22 protein-coding genes, 2 tRNA genes and 1 pseudogene are annotated in these 26,813 nt (G+C 60.5%); 14 read left to right on the top strand and 11 right to left on the bottom strand.

The genetic code is table 11. The annotated features are described in order from the left end of the window. From IE100_RS09145 to IE100_RS09135, 3 genes are all read left to right on the top strand, one after another. A complete protein-coding gene (locus IE100_RS09145) occupies positions 1 to 729 on the top strand; it encodes a general secretion pathway protein GspB (protein ID WP_189373783.1) in 729 nt (242 codons plus the stop codon). A gap of 26 nt (positions 730 to 755) precedes the next feature. After that, entirely contained in the window at positions 756 to 1,430 is a 675-nt protein-coding gene (locus tag IE100_RS09140) for a lytic transglycosylase domain-containing protein (RefSeq protein WP_189373782.1), read from the top strand. Positions 1,431 to 1,776: 346 nt separating this feature from the next. Next, on the top strand, positions 1,777 to 4,806 hold the full coding sequence (locus tag IE100_RS09135; protein WP_189373781.1) for a hypothetical protein: 3,030 nt from the start codon (positions 1,777 to 1,779) through the stop codon (positions 4,804 to 4,806). A 69-nt stretch (positions 4,807 to 4,875) separates the two neighbouring features. On the opposite strand, the gene IE100_RS09130 is transcribed toward IE100_RS09135, so the two are convergent. Next, the gene (locus IE100_RS09130) at positions 4,876 to 6,879 is read right to left on the bottom strand and encodes an Ig-like domain-containing protein (RefSeq protein WP_189373780.1); all 2,004 of its coding nucleotides are present in this window, start codon (positions 6,877 to 6,879) and stop codon (positions 4,876 to 4,878) included. 533 nt (positions 6,880 to 7,412) lie between these two features. On the opposite strand from IE100_RS09130, the gene IE100_RS09125 reads away from it, so the two are divergent. From IE100_RS09125 to IE100_RS09115, 3 genes are all read left to right on the top strand, one after another. After that, the gene (locus IE100_RS09125; protein ID WP_189373779.1) at positions 7,413 to 7,889 is read left to right on the top strand and encodes a hypothetical protein; all 477 of its coding nucleotides are present in this window, start codon (positions 7,413 to 7,415) and stop codon (positions 7,887 to 7,889) included. Positions 7,890 to 7,975: 86 nt separating this feature from the next. Next, positions 7,976 to 8,051: transfer RNA gene (locus tag IE100_RS09120), tRNA-Ala, on the top strand. Positions 8,052 to 8,056: 5 nt separating this feature from the next. Further along, positions 8,057 to 8,131, top strand: a tRNA-Glu gene (locus tag IE100_RS09115). A gap of 522 nt (positions 8,132 to 8,653) precedes the next feature. Here IE100_RS09115 and IE100_RS16590 read toward each other — a convergent pair. The 3 genes and pseudogenes from IE100_RS16590 to IE100_RS09095 form a co-directional block, all read right to left on the bottom strand. After that, positions 8,654 to 9,712 (bottom strand): annotated as a pseudogene (locus IE100_RS16590) (recombinase family protein); the annotation flags it as partial. A gap of 100 nt (positions 9,713 to 9,812) precedes the next feature. Next, on the bottom strand, positions 9,813 to 9,965 hold the full coding sequence (locus tag IE100_RS09100) for a hypothetical protein (protein ID WP_189373778.1): 153 nt from the start codon (positions 9,963 to 9,965) through the stop codon (positions 9,813 to 9,815). After that, complete coding sequence (locus IE100_RS09095; protein WP_189373777.1) at positions 9,962 to 11,071, bottom strand: phage/plasmid replication domain-containing protein; 1,110 nt, start codon at positions 11,069 to 11,071, stop codon at positions 9,962 to 9,964. Before IE100_RS09095 ends, IE100_RS09100 begins: the two co-directional genes overlap by 4 nt. 479 nt (positions 11,072 to 11,550) lie before the next feature. Between IE100_RS09095 and IE100_RS09090 the strand changes: the two genes are divergently transcribed. Beyond that, positions 11,551 to 12,927, top strand: a complete 1,377-nt coding sequence (locus IE100_RS09090) for an AAA family ATPase (protein WP_189373776.1) — start codon at positions 11,551 to 11,553, stop codon at positions 12,925 to 12,927. Positions 12,928 to 12,929: 2 nt separating this feature from the next. Further along, entirely contained in the window at positions 12,930 to 13,898 is a 969-nt protein-coding gene (locus IE100_RS09085; protein ID WP_189373775.1) for a DUF4435 domain-containing protein, read from the top strand. A gap of 103 nt (positions 13,899 to 14,001) precedes the next feature. On the opposite strand, the gene IE100_RS09080 is transcribed toward IE100_RS09085, so the two are convergent. Then, positions 14,002 to 14,397 carry a group I intron-associated PD-(D/E)XK endonuclease gene (locus tag IE100_RS09080; RefSeq protein ID WP_189373774.1) on the bottom strand — a complete coding sequence of 132 codons (396 nt, stop codon included), beginning with the start codon at positions 14,395 to 14,397 and terminating at the stop codon, positions 14,002 to 14,004. Positions 14,398 to 14,884: 487 nt separating this feature from the next. Here IE100_RS09080 and gltX point away from each other — a divergent pair, with 487 nt between their 5' ends. After that, complete coding sequence (gene gltX / locus IE100_RS09075) at positions 14,885 to 16,270, top strand: glutamate--tRNA ligase (RefSeq protein WP_189373773.1); 1,386 nt, start codon at positions 14,885 to 14,887, stop codon at positions 16,268 to 16,270. Between the two features lie 241 nt (positions 16,271 to 16,511). On the opposite strand, the gene IE100_RS09070 is transcribed toward gltX, so the two are convergent. From IE100_RS09070 to IE100_RS09045, 6 genes are all read right to left on the bottom strand, one after another. Continuing rightward, on the bottom strand, positions 16,512 to 16,847 hold the full coding sequence (locus IE100_RS09070) for a hypothetical protein (protein ID WP_189373772.1): 336 nt from the start codon (positions 16,845 to 16,847) through the stop codon (positions 16,512 to 16,514). Positions 16,848 to 17,072: 225 nt separating this feature from the next. After that, the gene (locus tag IE100_RS09065) at positions 17,073 to 17,882 is read right to left on the bottom strand and encodes a MetQ/NlpA family ABC transporter substrate-binding protein (RefSeq protein ID WP_189373771.1); all 810 of its coding nucleotides are present in this window, start codon (positions 17,880 to 17,882) and stop codon (positions 17,073 to 17,075) included. A 74-nt stretch (positions 17,883 to 17,956) separates the two neighbouring features. Continuing rightward, the gene (locus tag IE100_RS09060) at positions 17,957 to 18,646 is read right to left on the bottom strand and encodes a methionine ABC transporter permease (RefSeq protein WP_189373770.1); all 690 of its coding nucleotides are present in this window, start codon (positions 18,644 to 18,646) and stop codon (positions 17,957 to 17,959) included. Then, a complete protein-coding gene (locus IE100_RS09055; RefSeq protein ID WP_189373769.1) occupies positions 18,647 to 19,384 on the bottom strand; it encodes a methionine ABC transporter ATP-binding protein in 738 nt (245 codons plus the stop codon). A 340-nt stretch (positions 19,385 to 19,724) separates the two neighbouring features. Next, a complete protein-coding gene (locus tag IE100_RS09050) occupies positions 19,725 to 20,486 on the bottom strand; it encodes a hypothetical protein (protein ID WP_189373768.1) in 762 nt (253 codons plus the stop codon). 70 nt (positions 20,487 to 20,556) lie between these two features. Continuing rightward, the gene (locus tag IE100_RS09045; protein WP_189373767.1) at positions 20,557 to 22,143 is read right to left on the bottom strand and encodes a GGDEF domain-containing protein; all 1,587 of its coding nucleotides are present in this window, start codon (positions 22,141 to 22,143) and stop codon (positions 20,557 to 20,559) included. Between the two features lie 254 nt (positions 22,144 to 22,397). On the opposite strand from IE100_RS09045, the gene IE100_RS09040 reads away from it, so the two are divergent. Genes IE100_RS09040 through IE100_RS09020 form a run of 5 tightly spaced genes read left to right on the top strand, consistent with a single transcriptional unit; the run spans position 22,398 to position 26,806 of the window. Further along, positions 22,398 to 23,825 carry a circularly permuted type 2 ATP-grasp protein gene (locus IE100_RS09040; RefSeq protein ID WP_189373766.1) on the top strand — a complete coding sequence of 476 codons (1,428 nt, stop codon included), beginning with the start codon at positions 22,398 to 22,400 and terminating at the stop codon, positions 23,823 to 23,825. A gap of 2 nt (positions 23,826 to 23,827) precedes the next feature. Then, a complete protein-coding gene (locus IE100_RS09035) occupies positions 23,828 to 24,751 on the top strand; it encodes an alpha-E domain-containing protein (RefSeq protein ID WP_229800309.1) in 924 nt (307 codons plus the stop codon). Beyond that, positions 24,748 to 25,257 carry an arsinothricin resistance N-acetyltransferase ArsN1 family B gene (locus IE100_RS09030; RefSeq protein WP_189373765.1) on the top strand — a complete coding sequence of 170 codons (510 nt, stop codon included), beginning with the start codon at positions 24,748 to 24,750 and terminating at the stop codon, positions 25,255 to 25,257. The genes IE100_RS09035 and IE100_RS09030 overlap by 4 nt, the downstream gene beginning before the upstream one ends. 11 nt (positions 25,258 to 25,268) lie before the next feature. Continuing rightward, positions 25,269 to 26,063, top strand: a complete 795-nt coding sequence (locus tag IE100_RS09025; protein ID WP_189373764.1) for a transglutaminase family protein — start codon at positions 25,269 to 25,271, stop codon at positions 26,061 to 26,063. Continuing rightward, positions 26,060 to 26,806 carry a proteasome-type protease gene (locus IE100_RS09020; RefSeq protein ID WP_189373763.1) on the top strand — a complete coding sequence of 249 codons (747 nt, stop codon included), beginning with the start codon at positions 26,060 to 26,062 and terminating at the stop codon, positions 26,804 to 26,806. Before IE100_RS09025 ends, IE100_RS09020 begins: the two co-directional genes overlap by 4 nt. The last annotated feature ends 7 nt before the right edge of the window (positions 26,807 to 26,813 follow it).

Raw genomic sequence — 26,813 nt, 5'->3', positions numbered from 1 at the left:
ATGTCCTACATACTCGACGCCTTGCTCAAGGCCGATCAGGAACGGCAACGCCACAGCACGCCGACCGTGCACTCCATCCACGCCGCGCAGAGCATCCAGGCGACGCCGGGCAAGCCGCGCTGGCGCTACCTGTTGCCGGTACTGTTGCCGGTTCTGCTGCTTGGCAGCGGCCTCGCCGCGGCCGGCATGCTGTTCGGCTGGCAGGCACTGGAGACGATCCGGCCGGCCGCGCCCGGTCCGGCCGACAGCAGCGTTGCCCTCGACAGCAGGACACCGCCGGTCGAAACGAAGGTGGTTTACCTGCCGCCGGCGATCGGTCCGCTGCCGGCCGCGCCAGGTAGCGAGATCCAGCAGGCACCGGCGCAGCCGGCACCCGCCGCCCCGGTGCCCGGCCGCAAGGAAAGCCGTATCGCGGCGGCAGGCAAGCCGGCCGCGCAAACGACAGCGACCCCGGCGCCGGCAACCGAAGCGGCGCCCGTCAGCCGCATCGACAACCGCGTGTTCAGCCTGCACGAACTGCCGGCGGCACTGCAAAAAGAGATTGGTGACACGGTCGTGATCTCCGGCTTCTCCTCCTCCGCCGAAGATTCGGAACGACTGGTGATCATCAACGACCGGGTACGGCGCGCCGGTGACGACGTCGTGGCCGGCATGACACTGGAAAGCATCCAGGCCGATGGCGTGATCTTGAACTACAAGGGCTATCGCTTCCGTAGCGGAAGTTACTGACGTTTGACCCACCAGAGGAAACCATCATGGCAATCCTTACCTGCCTGCCCCGTGCCGGGCCGGCTCGCGGCCGGCAAAGACCGGCGCTGCTGACCGTCTTGCTGCTGCTCCTGGCGCCGGTCGTCGACGCCAACATCTACGCCTTTACCGACGCCGACGGCACCACGCACTTCAGCAACGTGCCGCAGGACAAGCGTTACCGGCTGGCCCTGAGCACGCCGCGCGACAACGCTGAAATCACGGCCGGCAAGCGCAAGACCGGCACAGCGTACCGTGCCAGCCAGCGCGCACGCTGGAGCCAGCTGATCGACAGCACCGCGCAGACCCTAAACCTGGACGCTGCCCTGCTGCACGCGGTCATCGCCACCGAATCCGGTTACAACTGGCGCGCGGTGTCGCCCAAGGGCGCGATTGGCTTGATGCAGTTGATGCCGGCCACCGCCGGACGTTACGGCGTGACCGACCTGTACGACCCGGGACAGAACGTCCGCGCCGGCGCGCAATACCTGCGCGAGCTGATGGGCCGCTTCGACAACGACCTCAGGCTGGTGCTGGCGGCCTACAACGCCGGCGAACAGGCGGTGGCGCGTTACGGCAACCGCGTGCCGCCCTACCAGGAGACCATGCAGTATGTACCGCGCGTGCTGGGCAACTACGCACGCAATCAACAACGGCCACTAGCCGTTCCCGAGTACCGATAAAGCCCCAGAAATGCTGATGGCGGCAGGAATCTCTTGCCATTTTGCTGCTGCCATATTTTAAATATTTCGTTGAATCTATTGTCACAGTGTTCTACGATACAGCGTACCAGCCGCCCAAGACAGGAAGGAGGCGAACCACGTTTAGCGCGTTCTGTAATCGCATCGGCCACTCACGGCAGACATTGCCGGAGGAGGCCGCATCCGGCTTGCAGGCTGAAGCCACAGCTACAAACAAAAGCGGCAGAACAGTACTGGCGGTATTTTTCATTTGATTGAATGCAGGAGGGGAATCTCGCGCGATTCCTAGGCAAGGAACCGCCTTTGATAGCTTCAAAGGAGGTGTAACATGAGTCCCAACGGCCTCGGGAAGCCGCTCCAGGCTTCCGCAATACGCACACCCGCCACCTGTAGTACGGCGGGCTTCAAACAACCCCTATTCAGGTTTTTCGCCCTGCTGTTCAGCACGCTGTTCCTGCTGCTCAGCCCGACACCGGCCTCGGCCGTCGCGCCGGATCACGTCTCCACCACCCTGGAAGGCTGCCGCAATGACGGTTCCATCACCCTGCCCAATGGCAGCGGCCAGTTTGTCTGCCCCGATGCGGTCTACACCAGCGGCAACCTCGGCAAGGGCTGGAACGAGCTGGACCTGGTGCCCTACCGGCTGACGGTCGATGCCGGCAACTCCGCACCGGCAAGCCAGCAATACACCATCGCGGTGGTCGTCGATCATGAAGATGCCGGCAAACCCGGCTACGACGTGCTGTCGACACTGACCAAGAATGCAGCCCTCTCCAGCGGCACCTGCTCGATTCAAAGCGTTGGCGCCCAGACAGTACTCAGCCCCGGCATCGGTGGTACCGACAAGTCGATCTACCGGCTGGTCACCATCAACCAGAACAAGAACAGCACCTGCGTGTTTGACTACTACGCGCGGCTGGCACTGGGTTCGCACCTGTACCCGGGATCGTCGCTGCACGCCAACCTGGCCAACGAGACCTTCGGCACCGCCGGCATCGGCGCGCGTGACGTGTCCATTCCGGTGAAAGAAATCCTGCCGCAGGAACTGCGCAAGGACATGACCGCCACCCAGGACACCGACTACACCTGGAACATCACCAAGCAGGCCAACCCGACCAGTGTTTCCTTCGGCAATGTCTGCGCCAGGGATTTCGATGACCAGCTACCGGTGGAAATCACCATCGAGTGGACCCGCTCGGCAGCCATCAACGGCAAGATCACCGTCACTACCAACGTCTACGCCAAGAACCCGGCATCGCGCACCATCACCGTCAGTGTCTCCGACAAGATCTACAAGGGCCTGACCCAGTCCACCCAGGTCGGCAGTACCGCGACATCGGGTGAGGTTGATGTGGCCGCCAAGACCGAAGTCAAAGTGCTGACCAATACGCAGATTCTGGATGCGGCAGATGGTAGCGAAGGCGCCTTCAACGACGTGGCCACCGCGACCTACATCGACAAGGCCACCGGTATAGCGGTACCGGGTAACACCACCGCCACCGCCAGTGCCGCCATCAGCACCGGCACCACCACCAACGCCACCGCGGTCATCACCGACACCGAGTCGATCACTGGCAACTTCCTGCAGTTCTCGGTCGATAGCCTGGGCGGCAGCGTCGCCGGCAGCTTCAATCCGGCTTATGTACTTGGCACCAAGACCGTCGGTCCGGTTAACTGGACATCCGGCGAACAAAGCGGCAGTGGTTCGGTCGTGTTCCTGAAGACCATTCACCTGAATGGCCAGAAAATCACTTCCGGCACCCTGACCGACACTGCGACACTGACACCGAAAGATGGCAGCCCGCAGGTTTCCGGTCCGGTCAACGTCGCCATCGTGTCGAGTTCGGCCGCTGAGCTGAAGATCGACAAGAGCATCGACGCGGAATCGATGTCGTTCCTGGCAGCGGGTGAGAAATACGTAATCCGCTTCACCATTACCCGCCTGGGTGATGCGACCTACCAGGACAGCAAAGAGCTGACCTTCAACTTCGGCGATAGTGGCGCCACCAAGTCGGTCTCCCTGACCGGGCTGGTGCCGGATACCTATCAAGTGGTTGAGGAAACCGTGTTCGTCAATGCGGCCAACGTTGAAACAACCGGGATACTGGCCGATGCGACCAGCAACTCGCGCAGTGTCGACCTGACTGTCACCGACAGCACACCGATCTGTCTGGGCACTGCCGTGTTCGCCAACAAGCGGGCATTTGGTCCGGCCACTGCAGAAGTGCAGAAAGTCACCGATCCGGTGCTGCAGTCTGGTGATCCCGACTTCAAGTGGAGCTTTACCCTGACTGGCCCTGGCGCAGGCATTGGTGTAGTTGCCGAAGCTGATGCCGGTGGTGGTGCAGTTGCGTTCGAAGCCGGCGGCCAACCGTTCGCGCTTTCCGAAGGTGTCTACACCGTGACCGAAACGCTGAAGAATGGCTGGGACCTGAACAGTGTCAACGCTGACCCTCAGGCCACCACCTGCTCCTTTACCGTCAATTACCCAGCCGATGCCGGCAAAGTGTTCTCCTGCCTGTTCAAGAACACCAAGCGGGCCGAGGTGCAGGTAATCAAGACCTTCAAGGGCGCACCCATCACTGGTAGTGAAGTGTTCACCTTCAGCCTGCGTACCGGTGCATCGGCCGCAGCGGACGGCACCATCCTGCAGACCCTGCAGGCCAATGCCGGCAACGGTGGCACCATCACCTTTGACAAGGTGGTTCCCGGCGATTACCAGCTGTGCGAACAGGGTATTCTGGCTGGCTGGACAACTTCCCTGTCCTCCATGCCCGGCGCCTTCTCGCCACCCAATGGCGGTGACAACAGCACTACTTGCGTCGGCTTTAGCGCCGCTGCCGGTCAGTCTGTGAGCTTCACCATCGACAACGTACCACCGCCGGAAGGCCAGGCCCGCACCATCGGTTTCTGGAAAAACTGGGCTTCCTGCAAACAGAGTGGCGGCAAGCAAGCGCCTGTTCTCGACCGTACCATGGCCCTGGCTGAACCTACCGGTATCCAGGTAAACAGCTTCTACCTGCACGGTAGCGTGGCCAACCCTGACGTGGCACCGGATTGCAGCAAGGCAGTCAGCTTGCTCAACAAGTCCACCTTTGGCGGTACCAAGAAAGCCAGCGATCCGCTGTTCAACATGGCGGCGCAACTGGTAGCGGCTGAACTGAACTACGCAGCAGGGGCAGGTACCTGCGCCAAAGTCACTGAGGCCATCGCGGCAGCCAATGCGCTGCTGACCAAGTACCAGTTCACTGGTAACGGCTACACCGGCAAGGTCAGCGCTACTGACGCCAGCCTGGCCCGCAGCCTGGCCACCAGACTGGACAACTACAACAACAACCTGCCGAGCGCCTGCCTGTAAGCCAGACCGGCGTATCGAAAAAAGCCCGGCGCAAGCCGGGCTTTTTGTTGCTGACGATACTGCGCAGCCTTATCTGCTCACCTGCACCGACACCACCGCGCTGGCCGTTGCGGCCCCGTCGCTGATGCTGTAGCTGAAGCTGTCGCTGCCCTTGAACTTGCCGTTCGGGGTATAGGTGACGCTGCCGTCGCTATTGAGCACCGCCTTGCCACGCGCCGGCACGCCCACGGTCTTCACCTGTAGCGGCTTGCCTTCCGGATCGTAGTCATTGCCCAGCACCACCACCTTCACGGCGGTGCCGATCTTGGTCGCCGCGCCGTCATTGACCGCCACCGGCGGCTTGTTGCTGGTGCTGGTCGTGCCGCTGGCCACCACATAGGTTGCCGCGGCCGTGGCGCGGTAGGTCGTGCTGCCAACGTTGGCCGCAACGACGCTCAAGCCGTAGGAGCCGGCAGCCGCGGTCGTTGCCGACGTCACGCTCAGCGTGGTACTGGTGCTGGCACCCGGTGCCAGGGTCAGCGTCGACAGCGGCAGGCTGCTCCAGCCGGCCGGCAGCGTGGCCGCCAGGCTGAACTGCGAGCTGCTGCAGGCGCTGGAGTCGGTATTGGTCACGCTCAGGCTGAAGTTCACCGCCGTGCCGGCCGCCACCGACGGGCTTTGCCCCGGCGTCAGCGCCACACTCGGGTTGCCGCGGGTGCACACCGGCTGCGCCGGCGGTTGCCCGCCGGTCGCCACGCTCACCGTGGCGCCGCTGCTGCTTGCCGACAGCAGCGAAATGCTCACGCCACTGCCGCTATCGGTGAAGGTCTTGCCCACCGCCAGCGGCGAATCGCTGATGTCGTCGGTGGCCGAGCTGTTCGGCGTCAGGTCCAGCAGGTCGCTGGTGTCGCCGCTGTTGTCGGTACCGGTACGCACCAGCACGCCATTGACCGCCCACGGGAAACGCGAGATATCGCTGTCGAAGCCCAGCGGCTGACGGAACTCGACGTAGTACCAGCTCTTCTGCCCAGTTGTCGCATCCACGCCCTTCAGTACCTTCAGCGCCTTGGTGCCGCTGCCGGCCGCTGCGTACGGCGCCAAGGTGACGGTGGTACTGCCGCTTTCCACGGTGGCAATAGCCGGGGAAGTGTTGTAATTCAGCCAGCCCAGGCGCTCCTTCTGGAACGCGTTGTAGTGCACGCCGCCATTACCCATGGTGTCGAAGGCATCGCCGTACTCGCTGCGGTTGCAGCTGCTGCCCAGCGTAGTCGCACCGCAATCCAGCGAATGCGAGTGCCACAGGCCCAGGTTGTGCCCCATCTCGTGCGTCACCACCCCGCGATACAGCGAGCCGTTCAGCCACGACGACGACGGCGCACCGCCGACGGTGCCCATGCCGGACCAGGTGCAGGCACTGTTTTTCGGCATCACGTAGATGCGGCGCGGATACTGCGTCAGGTCGATGCCGGCGTTCTTGGCGGCCTGGTTGGCGTAGGCGGCCACGTTGTCCGGGCTGCAAGTCTGGTTGATCGGCAGGGTCAGCCAGCCGTAGACATTGCCGCTCAGCCAGGTCTGCTGCGACGAGTTTTCCTTGATGAAATCGCTGCTGCTGCCGAACACGGTGGTGTTGGCCTGGCTCACGGTATACGGCTGCGTCTGGTTGTCCTGGAAGTTGACCAGCAGCACCGCGGTTTTCTGGTCGCCGAAGGTATTCGACGTTGCCAGCGCCAGCACCTGGTAGCTGGTGGTGCTATCCAGCGCCAGCACATTATTGCTGAGCGAACCCTTCACCCGCACCCTGGTGCCGCTAGGCTGGCGCGGGCCCTTGCCCTTGAACTTCAGCTCGACGCGGCCCTCTTCCGTCTTCAGGTAGTAGCGGTTGCCGGTGCTCTTGTCGAAGTAGTGGACGTGGATCACCTCCAGCTCACCCTCGCGCTCCACTGCAGCCGCTGCCGTCGCGGTGCCCTGGTTCTGCGGCAGGGCCTTGCTGCTCTGGGCCATGCCGGGGGCGGCAAACAGGGTCAAGACAAGTGACAACATGGTGCCGCCGCGCGCCATCAGGCGCGGCCAGGCTGGCGCTGCTGCAATAGACATACGTTCCTTTCGTGTAACCCGGGCGGCCGGCAGGTGGCGCCCAGCGCCCTGCCCGATCCGGCCATCCCCTTTTCCTGCGTGGCGGCGGCAGCCGGAAGCGGCACCGCATCGTGCCCGCTCCCGGCCGCAGGCAACACGCCACAACCAAGTCTTGCTTCGTCTGTTCCGATAGCCCCGCCGTGCTGCCTCGATGGCCCAGCCACCCGCCCGACAGGAACGCGCCCCCTTTTTGGCATCCCGTCGGCAGGCGCCGGCGCCGGCCACTTATCTTGCTGACACTTGTTGTTTTACTTGCAACAGCTACTTTTAAAATCAATAGCCGAAAGATGTCAGTTACAAACAGTCAAGTCAGTTCACATAGTCTGGCCACAAGGCCGACGCCGTGATTCCACGTCGGGACCTATCGGATGACGCCGCTACTATACATAGTTGCTGAGGAGTTTCCGCCCCGTTTTCCGGCTGATTCAAAAAATAGCACGCAAGATATATGTCTTTGTTTTAATTAGACAAACATCATTTCATCAATCAGATAAATGACAGCTTTACCGACAACATCTTTGGAAATTTTGCAACGGGTCATTCCGCTCATCTTTATCCCGTTCGAACTGCCGACGGCACTGAAAACCGGACGCAAATGTCCCGCCAACACGGTGCCAAGGCACGCGGCAAAACGCCGCGTCGGTCGCCACGCAAGCAGACAGACCAGGGGAGAAAACGGAGAACCCAAAGAAGGCAGCGGGCGCGCGGCAGGGGCACCGCGCGCGGCGAGTCACAAACGGCCGGAGCCGCACCAGGGCAGCCAGTGCAGGAGGGGTGGCACAGAAACATCGATGCCGGCGGCAAAGTGGCCGCAATTTAACGATCCGCCATGTTTTGCACGCTTTCGCCGCCGGCAGCCGCGCGCAAAGCCCTATGGCGCGATCATCGCCAAGCGGCCGACCGCCATGCAAAAAGCAATAACCGCATTAAAATCAATAACCTGTCATTTGAAACATGTCAAAAGCGCATAATTTTTTAAAAACAGGCTTGACTTGGTAAAAACCAGACGTTAAAGTGCACGCCAATTCGTAACGCAACACAGCGATACGAAGCCAGTGGGGGTATAGCTCAGCTGGGAGAGCGCTTGCATGGCATGCAAGAGGTCAGCGGTTCGATCCCGCTTATCTCCACCACTTCAGTCCCTATAGTTTAGCGGTTAGAACACTGCCCTTTCACGGCGGCGGCCGGGGTTCGATTCCCCGTGGGGACGCCAGACACGAACAAAAGAAGGCACCGACTCGGTGCCTCTTTTTGTTTTCAGCACTGTTTGCGCCAGCCCTTCATAACTACCGCTCATCACCGCCTCGCCTGCCGCTGTAATACGGATATCCCGCAGCAGCACCTTGAGATACTGCTTGGCAAACACCTTGTCCATCTGTAGCCGGTCGCGCAACACCTGACAGAACACCCCAATCTGCTGTGGTGTGATGTCCTTCTCCGGCACTGCCTGAACTCGCTTGATACCTGCCAACTCCACCAGCTGCGCCTCGCGTTCCGCCTTTAGCCTGTCCAGCCGCGAGCGAATCGACAGGTCGGCCACTGGCAGCGCCCCTGACTCGATTGCATCCAGCAATCGCGCCTGCCGTGCTTCGATATCGGCCAGCGTGCGCTGCACTTGGGCATAACGATCCTGCTGCCCTGACTTGCGCAGGCTCAGCTGCTGCCGCCACTCGGTCAGCAGGCCACCAACACGCTCCGGCACCAGCCATTGTTCAGCGAAGAACCGCAACACGGCATCATCCAGCCGCTCCATTGGAATGTTCTTGCTGTCGCAAATGTCATTCTGCTTGTTCTGCCGGTTGGTGCACTTGTAATAGCGGTAACGCCCGCCCTTGCCGGTAGCCAGCGTCATTGCCGCCCCGCAATGCCCACATTTCAGCAACCCTGTCAGCAAGGTGTCACTACTAACCATGCGGGGAGCCACCTTCGACGGCGCGCGAGCGCTTCGTAGCGCTCGCACGTCGTCAAAGGTAGCGCGATCAATAATCGCATCAACTTCCTGTTTGACCCATTGCTCAGGCGGGTTACGCCGCCGCGTTTTGGCTTGGGTGACGTTGAAATAGCGCACGCCGACATACAGCTCCTTCGATAGCACGCCATACACCATTTGCATACGCCACGGCTTGCCGCGCATCAGCAGCCCACGCTTCGTCAGATGGCCGGCAATTTCCTTCATCCCCATGGGACGCCCTTGATAGCCATGCAGGTACAGCGCATAAATCTGCCGAACCACGGTAGCCTCCGGCTCGTATACCGCCAGCCGCTTTTTGTGACGGCCACGGGAAGTTGTCGCCTCCGCTTCTACCGTGCAATAGCCATACGGCGGCTGTGAGCCGTTATTGAATCCTTGTCGCGCGTTCTCCTTCATGGCTCGGGAGGTGTGCTTGCCGTTTTCCTTGCTCTGGTACTCGTCAAACACACTGAAAATCTTGCGTGCCATTTCACCGGCTGGGTCGTCGCCGGTCATCTGGGTGATGGAAATGAGCTTCACCCCGAACTTGGCCAACTTGCGCTCGTACAGCCCCATGCTCACCGAGTCGCGGAAGAAACGCGACAGGCTATGCACCACGATGGCCTCAAACGGTGACGGCGAGCGCAGCGCCTCTTGCATCATGTCTTGCAGCACGGGGCGGCGATCATCGGTCGCCGACGCACCCGGCTCGACATATTCATGACCAATGACATACCCCTGCCGCTCGCACCACTCACGCATCTGGCGCAACTGGTCGGGTATGGATAAATCGTTGTCTGCCTGACGGACAGTGGAAACACGGGCATACAGGGCAACAGCCATGGCAACCTCACGAAGCGGAATCGCCGCCTGTAGGCCTTGCCGCCGGCCCACGCGGCGCAAGCGCTCGCGTTGGTCCGCCGGCAAGGCTAGGCGGCTTGGTTTAGTCCTTGTCGATGCTTTGCAGCAGGGATGGCAGCAAGTCCGGCAGATACAGCGTCCATTGCCTTAGCTCGGCCTGACGCAACTCCGAAGTAGCTTCATACCCATAGAAAGCCAACTCGTACGGCAACTGATTTTGGCGAGGGTTTTTCATAAGCCTAGCCTCATTTCGGTAACGCGCTTGTCCACGTCCTGCTGCCAGGTGGCGGCATCATGCACCCGATGCAGCAAGCGATCGATCCTGAGCAACGTATCATCCAGCGACAGGAAGGCATGGCCACCACGCAAGCACTCAATCGCCGCCACGCGCTTGGCGTAGCCGTACAGGCTGATGCCGATACGCATCAAGCGCTCATCCAGCACCATTTGCGGATCAATCTCCCGATACACCCCCTGCCCGTTCAGCTGCTCGATACGGCTGTGCAGATCGACCCAGAGTGGATGCAGCGGCCAACGTGAGCAGTTACTGTCTGCCGTTGGTATGCGCAGGCTGTCATGCTCGTTCGCCAGATAGCGCAAGCAATCCGCCTGCCGCTCGAACAGGTCATCCATGGTGCGGATGCCAAAGCGTTTCAGGATCGTTTTGCGCACTTGCCACTCAATGCGCCACACCCCCTGCTCGACACCCCACAACGGAAAGAACCACACCTTGTCGCTCTGTTGCGCAATCTCGGCAATCTTGTCGTAGACCCGCAGCATCACGTCGCCCTTACCGAAGGCAAAGGTCTGCTCTTGCCCGTTTTCACGGTACTGGCTGTCCTTGCCGGCCAAGGTGACAAAGCTGTTCAAATCGAAGTCCCGCGACGGCAGAAAGTAATCGAAGGTGAAATCGACACGGGACAGTGACGGCGGCTTCGCACTGACCAGCCCGACTGCATCAACCCATTGCATGAAACGCTCATGCAATACGCGCGCACCGAACTGCCATAGCGCCTGGCTGCGGTAGGTCACAAAGAAGGAAGGACTGTTGAACTCGCCAAACTCCACCTTGAATTCGGCATTCTCCATCACCAGCGGATAGCCTGAACCGCTGCCATAGGGTTTCAACGACCAGTCGATCCCGCCAAGCGTCAGGATGCAAGCATCCCTGAGCTTGGCTTGGCGCAGGCGCTCCCTTTCGAGAAGTAGCGACGAGAAGTCCAGCGAGCAAAATGCGCTGCGGTGCAGGTAGTAAGCGCACTGCAGCGTGTCATGGCCGGCAAGCAGGAAGCTTGGTTTGCAAGCATCCGGTTGCGGCTCGCAATGAGTAGTCAGAGACATGAAGGCTCCATTCATTTGCGGAATGGAGCCGAGTGCCTAGCGACAGGCTACACAACTCCACTCCCTTGGTTTTAAAGGGGAAGTTGTCATGTCGGCTTGCGGAATGGAGGTGTAAGACGCAAAGGTATGGAAACCGGAGGGCGTTGACTTCAGGCTTCTCTGCCTGCCCTCTCTGCAAAATGTCGTGCGTCGCCTGTAGGCCAAGGAAGTAGTTGCCGTTGACATTGGTTAACATAGCAGCCACCATCAACAAGAACAAGGGCATTTTTCATGATGTAGCCGTAGCCCCCCGTGTTACAGACCACGGGGGGCGCGACACTCTCTGTCCCATGCGACAAACTACAGCGCAGAATAAAATATGTAGTCGACTGATCCTATTAAATTTTTAACTCCAATCTCTTCCTAAAATTTATTCTCCATAAAAAAATTTCCCAGCTCTGCAAATACAGAATTTTTTTATTAACAAAAAGAGAAAATCCATGCAAAACGTGATCGAATATTTTGACATAGAAAAACTTCACGGCCACAAAAACGTGAGAATAACCTTTGATTCACCATACAAAATTCTTTTATCAGAAAACGGACAAGGCAAAACAACAATATTAAAAATAATGGATGCCATATTTTCTAAAAACTTTAAAAAACTGCGATCAATTAATTTTGAATCTGCAACAATAAAACTAACGGGAAGGCCTCCAATTTCAATAAAAAAAGATAACATTGCATACGACTACGATTCGAAAGCACTCAATTATTTATCAAGAAAACTGCCGCCCGATGTATTAACAAAAATAATTGATGTTGCTACAAAACCAATACCCACCACAATAGCAAGGAGAGAAATAAATAAAATCATTGAAACAACCGGTATAACCATTAGCTTAATGGCAGTCAGAGAATTAATAGAAGACAGAGACGTCATTGCAATAAACAAAGAATGCAGCGATCTAATCAAGGAAATAGATGATGGATTCCCACTGGAAAGTTTGTACTTGCCAACTTATCGTCGAATTGAAGATGACGGCCTGTCTATTGGCATTTCACAAGAACTAGGCGGTAAGGAGCTAATACAGTTCGGATTGACTGATGTCGAGAAAAAACTTGAGGGCATGAGAAACAACGTCTTAGAGTCCTCAAAAGAGTCGATGGCTAGGATTAATAGTGAAATTCTCACTCGACTTGTGAACGGCTTGAAAGTTAACGCGGATGACCTAGCCATAATTAATGAAAACAAAGACAAAATAAGTATTGCTCTAAGTCGAGTGGCAACCACCTTATCGACAACAGATAAAAAGAAAATTATTACGCTAGTAGAATCAGGAGAAATATTTCAATCCAAAACTGATCCATCGCTGGTATATTTTTTATCAAAAATGGTTATGGCATTTCTAGATCAAAGAAATAGCGACCAAGCTTTGGAGAAATTTTCAGAGTTATGTTCAAAATATTTCGTTAACAAAGTAATGATTTATGACCAAATAAGCTTAAAAACAGAAATTATTTGCAAAGAAACTGGAAATGAAATCAAGTTTGGAGAACTCTCCTCCGGTGAAAAGCAAGTTGTTTCATTATTCTCTAAATTATTACTTGAACCAGAAAAAAAGTTCGCACTTCTTTTCGACGAGCCAGAATTATCCCTATCTGTCGAATGGCAACAGAAAATCTTGCATGACGTAATATCATGCAACAGTTGTGCTTTTCTGATTGCCATGACTCATAGCCCATTCATTTTTACCGATCTTAGTCAATACACATCCGACCTGCAATATTATATTAACCGTTCCACAGAAAACCAATCTACGAATTTCTACACTTATGAATTCAATGGATTTGACACAATGGGAGAGGAATTCTAACCATGTCAAATCGTGTAGCATTTTTAACTGAACAGAAAAAATCAACAGAAGTTCATTTTCAAAAATACATCGAAATAAGAAGAAAAACAAATTACAGAAATCCAGTTTTTATTATCGAAGGAAAAGATGATCCAAAATATTACACATCTAGATTTAGCAGCGCATTTTCGGACCACTGGGAGGCGATGTCCGTTCAAGGAAAGAGCAATGTATTAAAATTACGAGATAAAATTAGAGAAAATAACATATACAAAAATGATTTCACTGCATTTTTTGTTGATAGAGATTTCGACGATCAAATAATATTAACCGATCTTTACACCACACCAACATACTCAATAGAAAACCTTTACTGCACAGCCACTGCATTTAAGAGAACTCTTGAAGCACAATGCGGCCTTAGCGGCACAGAAATAAATGGAGTAGAAACCGCAAAAATCAAACAGGAGCTACTTGATGAATTCATAAGCAAAAGCAATGAATACTGTAACAACCTGAGACTAACACTAACAAACCTTGCTTTTTTTTACACACGGCATGAAGCGCGAGATACAAAGACAGCTCTCGATGACATTGTAAAAATAAAAACCACACTAGATAAAAACCTAGACGTCAGGATAATAAAGCGAAAGAAATACTTTGACACCATCAAATCACGAGGGAAAATTAAAAAATTTGGCAGCTGCAATCAAGAATGGGCATCAATAAAAAGCCAAGCCCATAATAGATTTAGAGGAAAGCAGCAAATATTATTCATGATTACTGCCATTGAGGGCTTAGCACAAAATGGTTACTTTTCAAAAATAATTAAAGAAAAATACGGAGTAAACTTACGATTAGAAAACCCAGCCTTTAGTCAACACTTACTATCAAACATGGCGGCGTACGCCTCTACCCCCCCATGCCTAATTGATTTTATGCGTAATTTCATTTCGCACCATCAGAAACCAAAAGAAACCGCATCATATTAAACTGCGAAGCCAATATATTCGCGAAAAACCCCATTCCTCAGTGATCAGTCCCATCCTCGTTGATACGCCAGACATATAAAAAGCCACCGCAAGGTGGCTTTTTTCATATCTTCGAAAATGCCTTTAGAAAATGCTTTGGGTGTTGATGAAATCGAACATTGGAAGGATGATCTAAACGGCGCCTTGCCTCTGAAAACGCCGGCGCTATATAACCCCACTCAGCGGTTCTGGAAAAGTAGACGACAAAATCAATATTCACCCCCTTCCACTTGTTCTCGACATAACAAGACTCATCATTTGACTCGATGCTTTTTACCTGAATTCGGTAATAGTGATCGTCATCAGCAATAACGAGATCTGTTTTTTTGCCATGATCGATTGCGGGAATAAGCACTTCCCAACCAGCACTGGAAAGCCAGGCGGCAAGCAATTGTTCGTAAGAAAGCTGCTTATGGACAGCCAAGGAGGCGGGTTTGATATTGCTATTGAGCACAGGCATTGCATGACCTTTAACTTCAAGGTTATGCCGTATGACAGCCAGAGGTGGCCTCCTGTATACGGACCGAAGTAGCGTCGCGCTAACTTCCCAAGTGCCAGCAAACCAGAATAGCTCTGGTGAAAGCATCCAAGACTGCCAGTCTCGCTCGACGAGTCATCTCTTGAGGCGTTAAGGATGCTTAGGCTTATCACAAGCCGCTAGCATTCGATTTGTGCTGTCAGCATAGTCCAGCACTCACGCCTTCGTCCAGCTAGTTGTTTGTGAAGCAATGAATAGTGTTGTTTGCCAGTGCCCATGTTCATCATCGTTGGCACGCCAGAACAGGAAAAGCCCGTTACCTCGGTAACGGGCTTTTTGCATGGCGGCCAACGTTGGCCGCAAGCGACCGCGATGCGGCGGAAAGCGCCTCCGCGACGGCGACGGTTTGCCCGCCATTTTGCCGGCAGCGTACAATAGCCGTTTTTCCGCATTCGCTGGCCATCCAAACATGATCCGCACTCGCTTTGCCCCCAGCCCGACCGGCTTCCTGCACATCGGCGGTGTCCGCACCGCGCTGTTCTCCTGGGCGTTTGCCCGCAAACACGGCGGCACCTTCGTGCTGCGCATCGAAGACACCGACCTGGAGCGCTCGACCCCGGAATCGGTCAAGGCCATCCTCGACGGCATGCACTGGGTCGGCCTCGACTACGACGAAGGCCCGTTCTACCAGACGCAGCGCTTTGACCGCTACAAGGAAGTGATCCAGCAGCTGCTGGCATCCGGCCACGCCTACCCGTGCTACTGCAGCAAGGAAGAGCTGGAAGCGCTGCGCGCCGAGCAGGAAGCCAAGGGCGAGAAGCCGCGCTACGACCGCCGCTGGCGCCCGGAGGCCGGCAAGACCCTGCCGCCGCCACCGGCCGGCGTGCAGCCGGTGATCCGCTTCAAGAACCCGCTGGACGGCGTGGTGGCGTGGGACGACGCGGTCAAGGGCCGCATCGAGTTCGCCAACACCGAGCTGGACGACCTGATCATCGCGCGCCCGGACGGCAGCCCGACCTACAACTTCTGTGTGGTGGTGGACGACTGGGACATGAACATCACCCACGTGATCCGCGGCGACGACCACGTCAACAACACCCCGCGCCAGATCAACATCCTGAAGGCGCTGAACGCGCCGCTGCCGGTGTACGGCCACCTGCCGATGATCCTCAACGAGGACGGCCAGAAGATGTCCAAGCGCCGCGACGCGGTGAGCGTGGTGGACTACGCCGACAAGGGCATCCTGCCGGAAGCGCTGCTGAACTACCTGGCGCGCCTGGGCTGGGGCCACGGCGACGACGAGCTGTTCGACATGAAGCAGTTCGTGGAGTGGTTCACGCTGGAAGCGGTCAGCGGCTCGCCCAGCCGCTTCAACCACGAGAAATTCCTGTGGCTGAACGCGCAGTACATCAAGGCCGCCGACAACGCTCGCCTGGCCGGACTGATCGCCGGCCGCCTGGCTGCGGCCAACGTTGACACCAGCGCCGGCCCGGCGCTGTCGGACGTGGTCGCGCTGGTGAAGGAGCGCGTGCAGGACCTCAACGCGCTGGCACAGGAAGTGGACTACTTCTACGCCAAGCGCGAGCCGGCCGCCGCCGACGTGGAAAAACACCTGTCCGCCGACAGCCACGCGCGCATGCTGCGCTTTGCCGAGCGCCTGGCCGCACTGGACAGCTGGACCGCCGAGAGCATCCACGAGCTGTTCAAGCCGTTCTGCGCCGACGAAGGCATCAAGATGGGCCAGCTGGGCATGCCGCTGCGCGTGCTGGTCTGCGGCACCGCGCAGACGCCGTCGGTGGACGCGGTGCTGGCGCTGATCGGCAAGGAAGAGGTGCTGCGCCGCATGCGCGGCTAAGCCACCCGCCTGCTGCCACCCGGCGCCATCACACGACAAAGCCCCGCCAGTGCGGGGCTTTTTTACGGCTGCGGCCAAGGTTGGCCGCAACAAGTTTAGGGTGCCTCGAAAAGCCCTGGTTTCCAAGCGAGACAAGGCGCGAGCGCAAAATTCCGACGCTGTATAGGGTTGATAGGCAAGGAGGAATTTTTCGCGAGTAACGCCGTATCGCAACGAAAGCAGGGGTTTTTCGAGGTGCCCTTTATTCATCCACGGTGACCACCGCGTCGTGATTCATGCGCGTCAGCATCGCCCGCGCCGCCGCCAGCTCGCCGGCGCCGACGTGCGACACGTCCAGCACGTATTCCTTGTGGCTGCTGAGCAGCACCACGCTGGTACTGCCCCACACCACCGACAGCAGACGCTCGTTGGGATCGTCGTCATCGCTGGTCATCACGATGCCGCGCTCGTCCGCCGGCAGGGCGTCGTCGTCGTGGCGCGACAGCAGCAGGCGGTTGCTGGCATACAGGCCGAGGGCAAAATCGAGACTGAGGCCGTCGCCGTCATCGGCGGCAATGGAAGAAACAAACTGGCTCATGGCGGGACCTCGCGGGCGTTGACGATGACAGGCATCATAACGCGGGCCGCGCGGCACTGCAGCAGCACGACCTGCGGCCAACCCTGGCCCCCGTCACTGAGACATAGCCAAAAAAAAAATGGCGGATCGCAGGATCCGCCGAGCAGCCTTGAATGCCAGGAGTGTTTCAAGGAAAACCGCCGCGCCGCTGCCATCAGCAATCAGCAATCAGCGCGGATAAAACGTTTACTTCCAGTTGGCCGGGAACTTGTAGCCGGCAAACTTCTGCTTCGCCCAGGCGCGGAACGCCGGCGAGTTGTAGGCGGCGATCACGTCCTTGGCCCACGGCTTGTTCACGTCAGCCGCGCGCACCACGCCCCAGTTCACGTAGGCGTAGCTCTTTTCCTGGTACACGGCTTCGGTCAGCTTGATGCCGGAGCTGACGGCGTAGTTGCCGTTCACCACCGCGAAGTCAACATCGGCGCGCGAGCGCGGCAGTTGCGCGGCTTCCAGCGGCACGATCTTGATCTTCTTGACGTTGACTTCGATGTCCTTTTCCGACGCGGTCAGCGGGTTGATGCCCTTCTTCAGCTTGACCCAGCCCAGATCGTTCAGCATCACCAGCGCGCGGGCGAAGTTGGACGGATCGTTCGGTGCCGCCAGGGTGCTGCCGACTTTCACGTCCTTCAGCGACTTCAGCTTGCCGGCGTAGATGCCCAGCGGCGCGGTCGGCACCTGGAACACTTCCTTCAGCTGCAGCTTGTTTTCACGGGCGAAGTTGTCGAGGTAAGGCTTGTGCTGGAACACGTTGACGTCCAGCGAGCCTTCCTGCAGCGCCAGGTTCGGGCGCACGTAGTCGGTGAATTCCACCAGTTTCACGCTGTAGCCCTGCTTTTCCAGCAGCGGCTTGATCTGCAGTTTCACCTGGTCGCCGAAGTCGCCAACGGTGGTGCCGATGGTGATTTCCTTTTTCGCCGGGTCGGCAGCGTAAACGTTGGCCGCAGCGGTCAGGCCGATGGCGGCAACAGCGATGGATTTCAGTACGAGTCTGCGCATGGTGTTCTCCTTGTGAGAGGCTTTGTCCAATGGCGTGGCGTCTGCGTGAACGCCCGCCGCTTTAAATTGAGTGCTTAACGCTTGTCGAGGCGAGCCGCGAGGCGGTTGCCGGCAAACTGGATGATCTGCACGATCACCACCAGCAGCAGCACCATCGCCACCATCACCTCGGTCTGGAAGCGGTAGTAGCCGTAACGGATGGCCAGGTCACCGATGCCGCCGCCGCCGACCACGCCGGCCACCGCCGAATAGCTGAGGAAGCTGATGGTGAGGATGGTCAGGCTGGAGATCAGGCCGGCGCGGGCCTCGCCCAGCAACACCTTCCAGATGATCTGCGCCGGGCTGGCGCCCATCGCCTCGGCCGCCTCGATCACGCCGCGCGGGATCTCGCGCAGCGTCTGCTCCACCAGCCGCGCAAAGTACGGGATGGCGGCGAACGACAGCGGCACCGCGGCGGCGACCGGGCCGATGGTGGAGCCGACCAGCAGCCGCGTCAGCGGCACCAGCGACACCATCAGGATGATGAACGGGAAGGAGCGCACCAGGTTGACGAACCAGCCGACCACGCCGTTGACGGCGCGGTTGGCGAACAGCTGTCCCGGCTGCGTCAGGTACAGCAGGATGCCCAGCGGGCCGCCGACCACGATGGCCACGGAGAGGCCGATGGCCAGCATCAGCCCGGTTTCCACGCTGGCCTGCCAGATTTCCGGCGCGAGATCCGACAGGTTGGTCAGCGCCTGGGCAAGCGTCAGTTGTTCGTCCATTTATGCGGCCTCCAGCAGCGATTTGGCCAGCGCCGAGCGCGCCGCGACCTGTTTGTCGGTGACGTCCAGCAGCTCGACCACTTCGCCGGCGTCGAGCAAGGCGGCGCGGTGGCAGATGGAGCGGATGACGTGCATTTCGTGGGTGACGATCACCACGGTGACGCCGAAACGGGCGTTGATGTCCTGCAGGCAGTCGAGGATGGACTGCGTGGTTTTCGGGTCCAGCGCCGAGGTCGGCTCATCGGCGAGGATCACGTGCGGCCGCGGCGCCAGTGCGCGGGCGATGCCGACGCGCTGCTTCTGGCCGCCGGACAGCTGTGCCGGATAGTGGCCGGCGCGGTCGGCGAGGCCGACGATGTCCAGGCACTCCGCCACGCGTTGATCAATATCCGCGCGGCTCCAGCCGGCGATCTCCAGCGGAAAGGCGATGTTGGCCGCCACCGTGCGGTTGGCCATCAGGTTGAACTGCTGGAACACCATGCCGATATTCTGGCGCGCGCGGCGCAGCTCGGCGGCGGACAGGCCGGTCAGATCGCGGCCGTCGACATTGACGCTGCCGTGGTCGGGACGTTCCAGCAGGTTGATCAGTCGCAGCAGCGTGGATTTGCCGGCGCCGGAAAACCCGATCAGGCCGAAAATCTCGCCCGCCTTGATGTGGAGGGTGGTGTCGCGCACGGCGTCAAACCAGCCGCCTTCGGGGCGACGGAAGCGCTTGTGTACGTTTTTGAGGTGAATCATCCTGGACTCCGAAGCAATAAAGCCCGCCGGGTTTGCGCTGGCGGGCTTTATCACGTGGAATCTTCGGTATCGAAAATTGGGAGAATCGTTTGGTAAAACAATCCCCACGCTTTAGCTGTTTTACGCCCGCAAGCTGTGTTCAAATCGGCGTTAATCAAGTTGTTGTACACAATTGAACAATATACATTCGTTTGTGTCAATCGCTGCGATGCACCATCCTACCCTTATGTCGCAAAATTGCAAACATTTGTTTTTATATAACTTATAGCAATTTAAATATTGTATCCAGTGCCAGGCGCTGACAGCGGCCGCCAACCGGCGATCGCGCTACCATCGGCGGTTATCGCGCGCTAAAACAGGCGCTTAGCTGGCCCAGCTCGCCGTAGCGCAGGCTCGCCTCGCACTCCGGCGCCAGCGTCAGCACACCAGCATAGGAGCCGGTGATCACCACCTGTCCCGGCAGAATCGCCTCGCCACGCGCGGCGAGGAAGCCCTGCAGCCAGTACAGCGGCGCCAGCGGATCGCCGGCCGGGTGTACGCCGGCCAGTGTTTCCTCGCGCTCGCCCTGATTCAGCGTCAGCGCCAATACCTTGGCCGCAAAGGCGGCGTCACGATCGACCTGCGGCCCCAGCAGCAGGCCCTGGTTGACCAGGCCGTCGGCGAGCGACTGCAGGAACGGCGGCTTCGGCAGCGGCAGGTAGCGGCTGTCGATCAGCTCCAGCGCCAGATGCACACGGGTGATGGCGGCACGGATCTCGGCCTCGGAATAAGGCTCGGCGCGCAGCGGCAGGCCGCCGTCGAAGACGAAGGCCAGCTCCGGCTCGACGCGCACCGCGCCGTCGCGCAGCCACACCGGGCACGGCGCGGCAGTATGAATAGTGGTCGCGTAGATCGGCGCGGCGACGGTCTTGTCGCCGTCCGGCAGGCCGCACTTCCAGCCGCCGATGGCGTCGTTGAGCAGGCCGGAGACGGCCTGCTGGATCGCCAGCGCGTCGGCCGGCGTCTGCGGCGCCTGGGCGTCGGCCAGCAGCGGGCCCTGGCTACCGCTGAGGCGGCGCGCCGCGAGGGTGATGGCGGCGGCGCGGATATCGGATGGGGTCATGAGGGAATGAAAACGGGTGGCAAAGCGCCGTTGTACCCGTCCGCGCGCGCGGCGGCAAGCTCACTGCAGCTCAGCCGCGATAGCGCACGCAGTTGCGGCCGGCCGCCTTGGCCTGGTACAGCGCGGCGTCGGCCTCGCGCAGCAGCGTCTCCTCGTCGCTGCCGTGGGCCGGATAGCTGGCGATGCCGGCGGAGAAACGCAATCCCTGCAGCTCGCCGTTATCACCGGCCACGCGGCAGTCGGCGTAGGCCTGCTGCAGCTCGGCGACGCAGGCGGCGGCGCCGGCGATGTCGCAGCCGGGCAGCACCAGGCAGAACTCCTCGCCGCCGTAGCGCACCGCGAAATCGGCGGCGCGCAGGCGGCCGGCAAACAGCGTCGCCAGCACCTTCAGCACCGCGTCGCCCATCGCGTGGCCGTACCGGTCGTTGACCGCCTTGAAGTGATCGAGGTCGATCAGCACCAGGCACAGCGACTGCCCGAGATGGTTGGCGTGCTGCAGCTCGACCGGCAGCCGTTCGTGTAGGTAGCGGCGGTTGTAGAGCCGGGTCAGCGGATCGCGCCGCGCCTGATCCTGCAGCTGTTGCTGCAGCTGCTCCACCTCGGCCATGCGCACCGCCAGCTCGCGGTTCAGCGTCTGCAGCGCCTGGTGCGCGTGTTCCGCCTCCTGCTGCCGCTGCAGCGCCCAGTCGCGCTCGAAGGCCACGCTCTGCGCTGCCTGCTGCAGCTGCAGCGTGCGCTGGCGGAAGAAGCGGTAGCCGAGGAACACCAGCGCCAGCATCAGCACCGACAGCACCCAGTACACCGCCATCGCCGAGTCGCGATACAGCATCGCGCGCTGCTGCCACGCCTGCGCGCTGTCGCCGACCTGCGCCGCCACGCTGCGGTCCGCCAGCCAGAACGACAGCCACAGGAAGCCCAGCACGCCGCACAGCGCGAACACCGCCACCAGCCCCACCCAGCGTTGCGCCGGCGCCGTCGCGGCGCGCTGCGGCCAACGTTGCTCGCGCCAGCGCCGCACCGCGGGCGTACCCAGCAGCAGCAGCGGGCCGCAGGTCAGCACCGTCTGCAGGAAATTGCCCGACCACCAGCCCTGCCACACCGCGAAGGCGCCCATCGCCGACAGCTTGTTGCTGTAGCTCCAGATGAAGGAGCCGGTGGCGCTGGACACCGCGGAGATGAAGCAGATGGTGACGAAGAACAGCGCGGCCGGCAGCGACGACGGCACATAGCGCACCCCGACGTGGCGGTACACCAGCGACATCACCAGCAAGCCCAGCGGATTGGAACAGGCAAACAGCAAGGCCCAGCCCGGCGACAACCCGGACAGGTAGGCGACCAGCAAGGTGGAGAGATAGGCGAGGCTGGCGCCCCAGGCGTAGCCGAACCACAACACCCACAGGGTGGCGATGGTCAGCGGTGGGTAGATGCTGATCACGAAATCCAGCTCGCCAAAGTGCACGCTGTAGCCGTACCAGCCGGCATACAGCTCGACCACGCCCAGCCACAGGCATAGCGCCAGCGACAGCAGCCAGGCCAGCAGCAGCTGCCAGCGCGCCGGCGAGCGCTGCAGCAGCACGCCAAGCGGCAAGGCATGGTCGCTGGCGGCCAGCGGATCGGCCGACGCGGCAAGGTTGGCCGCAACAGGGGAAGCGTGCATGGCATGGCCGCTATCTGGATAAAGTAAACAGCAGCATAAGAGTATGCCTGCCACGTTTCAAGCACTGCTGCCACGGCGCTGCGCGGCACGCGAACGGGGCATGCCGCACCAGCATGACACATGATTTTCGGCACCGCCGATGCCTGCATTATTTCGGTGCGCGCCGCCGCTGCGCCATGGGCATTTCGATAGGCCGGACACTGGCACGCGGCTTGCTGAACGGCTCATGACGATGAACAGCAGGAGACCGCGCCATGCATGCCCTGACCTTGCCCGAAGCGCACCACTACGACGAAATGCTGCTCGCCAGCGGCGGTATCCGCCCGCACTACCGCGACTTTGCCCACTGGCTGCACTCGCAGTCGCCGCAGACCCTGGCACGCAAGCGTGCCGAAGCCGATCTGATGTTCCACCGCGTCGGCATCACCTTCGCCGTGTACGGCGACGATTCCGGCGCCGAACGGCTGATTCCCTTCGACAGCGTGCCGCGCATCATTCCCGCCAGCGACTGGCGCACGCTGGAGGCCGGCATGCGCCAGCGCGTCACCGCGCTGAACGCCTTCCTGCACGACATCTACCACGAGCAGCACATCGTGAAGGCCGGCATCATCCCGGCCGAGCAGGTGTTCTCCAACAGCCAGTACCAGCCGGCGATGCAGGGGCTGGACCTGCCGCACCGCATCTATGCGCACATCACCGGCGTGGATGTGATCCGCCACAACGACGGCAACTTCTACGTGCTGGAAGACAATCTGCGCGTGCCCTCCGGCGTGTCCTACATGCTGGAAAACCGCAAGATGATGATGCGGCTGTTCCCGGAACTGTTCGCCAGCCACGCGGTGGCGCCGGTACAGCATTACCCCACCCTGCTGCTGAACACCCTGCGCCACGCCAGCCTGGCGGAAAACCCCACCGTGGTGGTGCTCACCCCCGGCCACCACAACAGTGCCTATTTCGAGCACGCCTTCCTGGCGCAGCAGATGGGCGTGGAGCTGGTGGAAGGCCAGGACCTGTTTGTGAAGCACAACCGCGTGTACATGCGCACCACCGCCGGCCACAAGCAGGTGGACGTGATCTACCGCCGCATCGATGACGCCTTCCTCGACCCGCTGGCCTTCCGCGCCGACAGCATGCTGGGCGTGCCGGGGCTGCTGTCGGTGTACCGCAGCGGCGGCGTGATCCTGGCCAATGCCATCGGCACCGGCGTGGCGGACGACAAGTCCATCTACCCCTATGTGCCGGACATGATCCGCTTCTATCTGAGCGAGGAGCCGCTGCTGCAGAACGTGCCCACCTGGATGTGCCGCCGCCCGGCGGAGCTGGACCACGTACTGAACAACCTGGCCGAGCTGGTGGTGAAGGAAGTCCACGGCGCCGGCGGCTACGGCATGCTGATCGGCCCGGCCGCCAGCAACGCAGAGATTGAGGACTTCCGCCAGCGCATCCTCGCCGACCCGAGCAACTACATTGCGCAGCCGACGCTGTGCCTGTCGTCCTGCCCCACCTTCGTAGAGGCCGGCATCGCGCCGCGCCACATCGACCTGCGCCCCTTCGTGCTGTCCGGCCGCGAGATCAGCATGGTGGCCGGCGGGCTGACGCGGGTGGCACTCAAGGAAGGCTCGCTGGTGGTGAATTCGTCGCAGGGCGGCGGCACCAAGGACACCTGGATTCTGGAGGACTGATCATGATGCTCTCGCGCACCGCTTCCCAGCTGTACTGGATGAGCCGCTACATGGAGCGCGCCGAAAACCTGGCGCGCCTGCTAGACGTGACCCACAGCCTGTCGCTGCTGCCGCAATCCCGCGGCGGCGCCGACATTGCCGCCGCGCTGGCCACCACCGGCGCACTGGACGCCTGCCGCGCCCGCCACCCGCAGCTTGCCGCTGCCGACGTGCTGCACTTCATGACCTTCGATGCGGCCAACCCGGCCAGCATCATCAGCTGCCTGAAATACGCCCGCGAAAACGCCCACGCCGTGCGCGGCAAGATCACCGGCGAGATGTGGGAGAACATCAACGCCAGCTGGCTGGAAGCGCGGCAGATGGCGGCCGAAGGCCGACCGCTGGCCGGATTCTTCGACTGGGTGAAGGAGCGCTCGCACCTGTTCCGCGGCACCACCTACGGCACCATCCAGCGCAACGACGCGTTTTCCTTCATCCGCCTTGGCACCTTCCTGGAACGCGCCGACAACACCGCGCGGCTGATCGATGTGAAGTCGCACCTGGTGGGCCATGAGCTGGACGACAGCGCGGCGGATTTCTACCTGTGGGGCGCGCTGCTGCGCTCGCTGGGCGCCTTCGAGGCCTACCACGAGCTGTACCGCGACAGCCTCAGCGCGCGGCGCGTGGCCGAGCTGCTGATCCTGCGCCCGGACGTGCCGCGCTCGCTGCGCGCCTGCGTGGACGAGATCGCCGAGCTGTTGCCGCGCATCCAGGGCGACACCGGCCACCGCGCCAAAAGGTTGGCCGCAACCCTGCATGCCGAGCTGTGCTACGACCAGATCGACAGCATTCTCGCCGGCGGGCTGCATGCCTACCTGGCGCAGTTTCTCAGCCAGATCCACGCACTGGGGGCCGAGGTGCACGGCGCCTACCTGGAGGCCGCATGAGCGAGCTGATCATCCGCGAGGCAACCCCGGCCGACGCCGCCGCCATCTGCGACATCTACAACCCCTACATCGAGTACACCACCATCTCGTTCGAGGAACAGCCGGTGAGCGTGGCGGACATGGCCGAGCGCATCGCCGCCACCCAGGCACAGGGCCTGCCGTGGCTGGTGGCCGAAGCCGAGGACGGCGAGCTGTTCGGCTACGCCTACGCCAGCCGCTGGCGCGTGCGCCCGGCCTACCGCCACAGCGTGGAAGCCAGCATCTACCTGCGCCAGGCCACCGTGGGCCAGGGCCTGGGCAAGCTGCTGTACCGCGAGCTGCTGCAACGGCTCACCGCGCTGGGGCTGCGCACGGTGATCGGCGGCGTGGCGCAGCCCAACCCGGCCAGCGATGCGCTGCACCGCGCGCTGGGCTTCAAGCAGGTGGCACTGTTCGAACAGGTTGGCCGCAAGTTCGGCCGCTGGCTGGACGTGGCCTACTGGCAACTTTCTCTGACCGCTAGCTAGCAGGGGGCAATATGCAACTCACCATCGATCACGAAACCGTGTACCGCTACGACGCCACGGTCAGCCACAGTACCCAGTACCTGCGATTGACCCCGCCGCAAAGCAGCCACCAGCGCATCATCAGCTGGCAGCTGGAGCTGCCGGTGGCGGCCAGCGAAAGCACCGATGCCTACGGCAACATCCTGCACGTGCTCACCCTGGACACCCCGCATAGCGAGATCCGCCTGCGCGCCCACGGCGTGGTGGAAACCAGCGACGACTGGGCGGCGGAAGCCGAGATGCTGCCGCCGCCGGTATTCCTGCGCGGCAGCACGCTGACCGAACCGGACGATGCCATTCGCGCGCTGGCGGCCAGTCACGCCGCCGCCATTGCCGCCGACGCGGAGGCCGGCCTGGCCGCGCTGATGCAGGCGGTGGCCGACGCCATGCCCTACACCAGCGGTGTTACCGCAGCGGAAACCACCGCGGCGCAGGCCCTGGCGCTGGGCGCCGGCGTGTGCCAGGACCACAGCCACGTGTTCATCGCCGCCTGTCGCAGCCTGGGGCTGCCGGCACGCTATGTCAGCGGCTACCTGCTGAGCGACCGCGACACCCACGTGGCCAGCCACGCCTGGGCCGAAGTGCATGCCAACGGCCGCTGGCTGGGCTTCGACATCAGCAACCGCATGCGCCCGGACCGCCACCACCTGAAGCTGGCGGTGGGGCTGGACTACACCGATGCCAGCCCGGTACGCGGCGTGCGCCGTGGCGGCGGCAGCGAGGCGCTGCAGGCACATGCGCGGGTGACGGAGGCGGATCAGCAATGACTTACTGCGTAGGCATGGTGCTGGACGAGGGGCTGATCTTCGCCTCGGATTCGCGCACCAACGCGGGGGTGGACCATGTGGCCACCTTCCGCAAGATGAACGTGATCGCAGTGCCGGGCGAGCGGCAGATCGTGCTGCTGAACGCCGGCAACCTGGCCACCACCCAGAGCGTGGTGAGCCTGCTGAAAAGCCGGCTCAGCCACGATGCGGCCAACCTGCACACGGTAAGCAGCCTGTACCAGGCGGCGGAGCTGGTGGGCAAGACGGTGCGCGAGGTGATCGCGCGCGACGGCGACGGCCAGACCCAGAGCCAGGGCGTGGACTACAGCTGCAGCTTCCTGCTGGGCGGGCAGATCAAGGGCGAGCCGCCACGGCTGTTCCAGGTCTACCCGCAGGGCAATTTCATCGAGGCCACGCCGGACACGCCCTATTTGCAGATCGGCGAAGCCAAATACGGCAAGCCCATCCTCGACCGGGTGATCCGCCACGACACGCCGCTGGCGCAGGCGATCAAGTGCACGCTGATTTCCTTCGATTCCACCATCCGCTCCAACCTGTCGGTGGGGCTGCCCATTGATCTGTTGTGGCAGCAGCGCGATAACTTCGACTTTGCGCCGCGCCACCGCGTGACCGAGGACGACCCGTACTTTCTGGCGCTGCGTCAGGGCTGGGGCGAGGGGCTGCGCAGCGTGTTCGGCCAGTTGCCGGATGCGCTGTGGTTCAGGGACGGCGGCGAGGCGTAGGACCGTG

Origin of the sequence: Vogesella alkaliphila (genome assembly GCF_014652475.1) — a bacterium.
Taxonomy (GTDB): Bacteria; Pseudomonadota; Gammaproteobacteria; order Burkholderiales; family Chromobacteriaceae; genus Vogesella; species Vogesella alkaliphila.
The sequence above is the reverse complement of the archived record's forward strand: the minus strand, read 5'-3'. Positions and strand labels throughout refer to the sequence as shown.

Bases quoted from the DNA above. Each gene is read 5' to 3' on its own strand.
- IE100_RS09040 (WP_189373766.1), top strand. From the start codon at position 22,398: ATGCATGCCCTGACCTTGCCCGAAGCGCACCACTACGACGAAATGCTG.
- IE100_RS09080 (WP_189373774.1), bottom strand. From the start codon at position 14,397: ATGCCTGTGCTCAATAGCAATATCAAACCCGCCTCCTTGGCTGTCCAT.
- IE100_RS09130 (WP_189373780.1), bottom strand. From the start codon at position 6,879: ATGTCTATTGCAGCAGCGCCAGCCTGGCCGCGCCTGATGGCGCGCGGC.
- IE100_RS09125 (WP_189373779.1), top strand. From the start codon at position 7,413: ATGACAGCTTTACCGACAACATCTTTGGAAATTTTGCAACGGGTCATT.
- IE100_RS09140 (WP_189373782.1), top strand. From the start codon at position 756: ATGGCAATCCTTACCTGCCTGCCCCGTGCCGGGCCGGCTCGCGGCCGG.
- IE100_RS09055 (WP_189373769.1), bottom strand. From the start codon at position 19,384: ATGATTCACCTCAAAAACGTACACAAGCGCTTCCGTCGCCCCGAAGGC.
- IE100_RS09070 (WP_189373772.1), bottom strand. From the start codon at position 16,847: ATGAGCCAGTTTGTTTCTTCCATTGCCGCCGATGACGGCGACGGCCTC.
- IE100_RS09060 (WP_189373770.1), bottom strand. From the start codon at position 18,646: ATGGACGAACAACTGACGCTTGCCCAGGCGCTGACCAACCTGTCGGAT.
- IE100_RS09100 (WP_189373778.1), bottom strand. From the start codon at position 9,965: ATGAAAAACCCTCGCCAAAATCAGTTGCCGTACGAGTTGGCTTTCTAT.
- IE100_RS09145 (WP_189373783.1), top strand. From the start codon at position 1: ATGTCCTACATACTCGACGCCTTGCTCAAGGCCGATCAGGAACGGCAA.
- IE100_RS09050 (WP_189373768.1), bottom strand. From the start codon at position 20,486: ATGACCCCATCCGATATCCGCGCCGCCGCCATCACCCTCGCGGCGCGC.
- IE100_RS09045 (WP_189373767.1), bottom strand. From the start codon at position 22,143: ATGCACGCTTCCCCTGTTGCGGCCAACCTTGCCGCGTCGGCCGATCCG.
- IE100_RS09035 (WP_229800309.1), top strand. From the start codon at position 23,828: ATGATGCTCTCGCGCACCGCTTCCCAGCTGTACTGGATGAGCCGCTAC.
- IE100_RS09085 (WP_189373775.1), top strand. From the start codon at position 12,930: ATGTCAAATCGTGTAGCATTTTTAACTGAACAGAAAAAATCAACAGAA.
- IE100_RS09065 (WP_189373771.1), bottom strand. From the start codon at position 17,882: ATGCGCAGACTCGTACTGAAATCCATCGCTGTTGCCGCCATCGGCCTG.
- IE100_RS09030 (WP_189373765.1), top strand. From the start codon at position 24,748: ATGAGCGAGCTGATCATCCGCGAGGCAACCCCGGCCGACGCCGCCGCC.
- IE100_RS09135 (WP_189373781.1), top strand. From the start codon at position 1,777: ATGAGTCCCAACGGCCTCGGGAAGCCGCTCCAGGCTTCCGCAATACGC.
- IE100_RS09020 (WP_189373763.1), top strand. From the start codon at position 26,060: ATGACTTACTGCGTAGGCATGGTGCTGGACGAGGGGCTGATCTTCGCC.
- IE100_RS09095 (WP_189373777.1), bottom strand. From the start codon at position 11,071: ATGTCTCTGACTACTCATTGCGAGCCGCAACCGGATGCTTGCAAACCA.
- gltX (WP_189373773.1), top strand. From the start codon at position 14,885: ATGATCCGCACTCGCTTTGCCCCCAGCCCGACCGGCTTCCTGCACATC.
- IE100_RS09090 (WP_189373776.1), top strand. From the start codon at position 11,551: ATGCAAAACGTGATCGAATATTTTGACATAGAAAAACTTCACGGCCAC.
- IE100_RS09025 (WP_189373764.1), top strand. From the start codon at position 25,269: ATGCAACTCACCATCGATCACGAAACCGTGTACCGCTACGACGCCACG.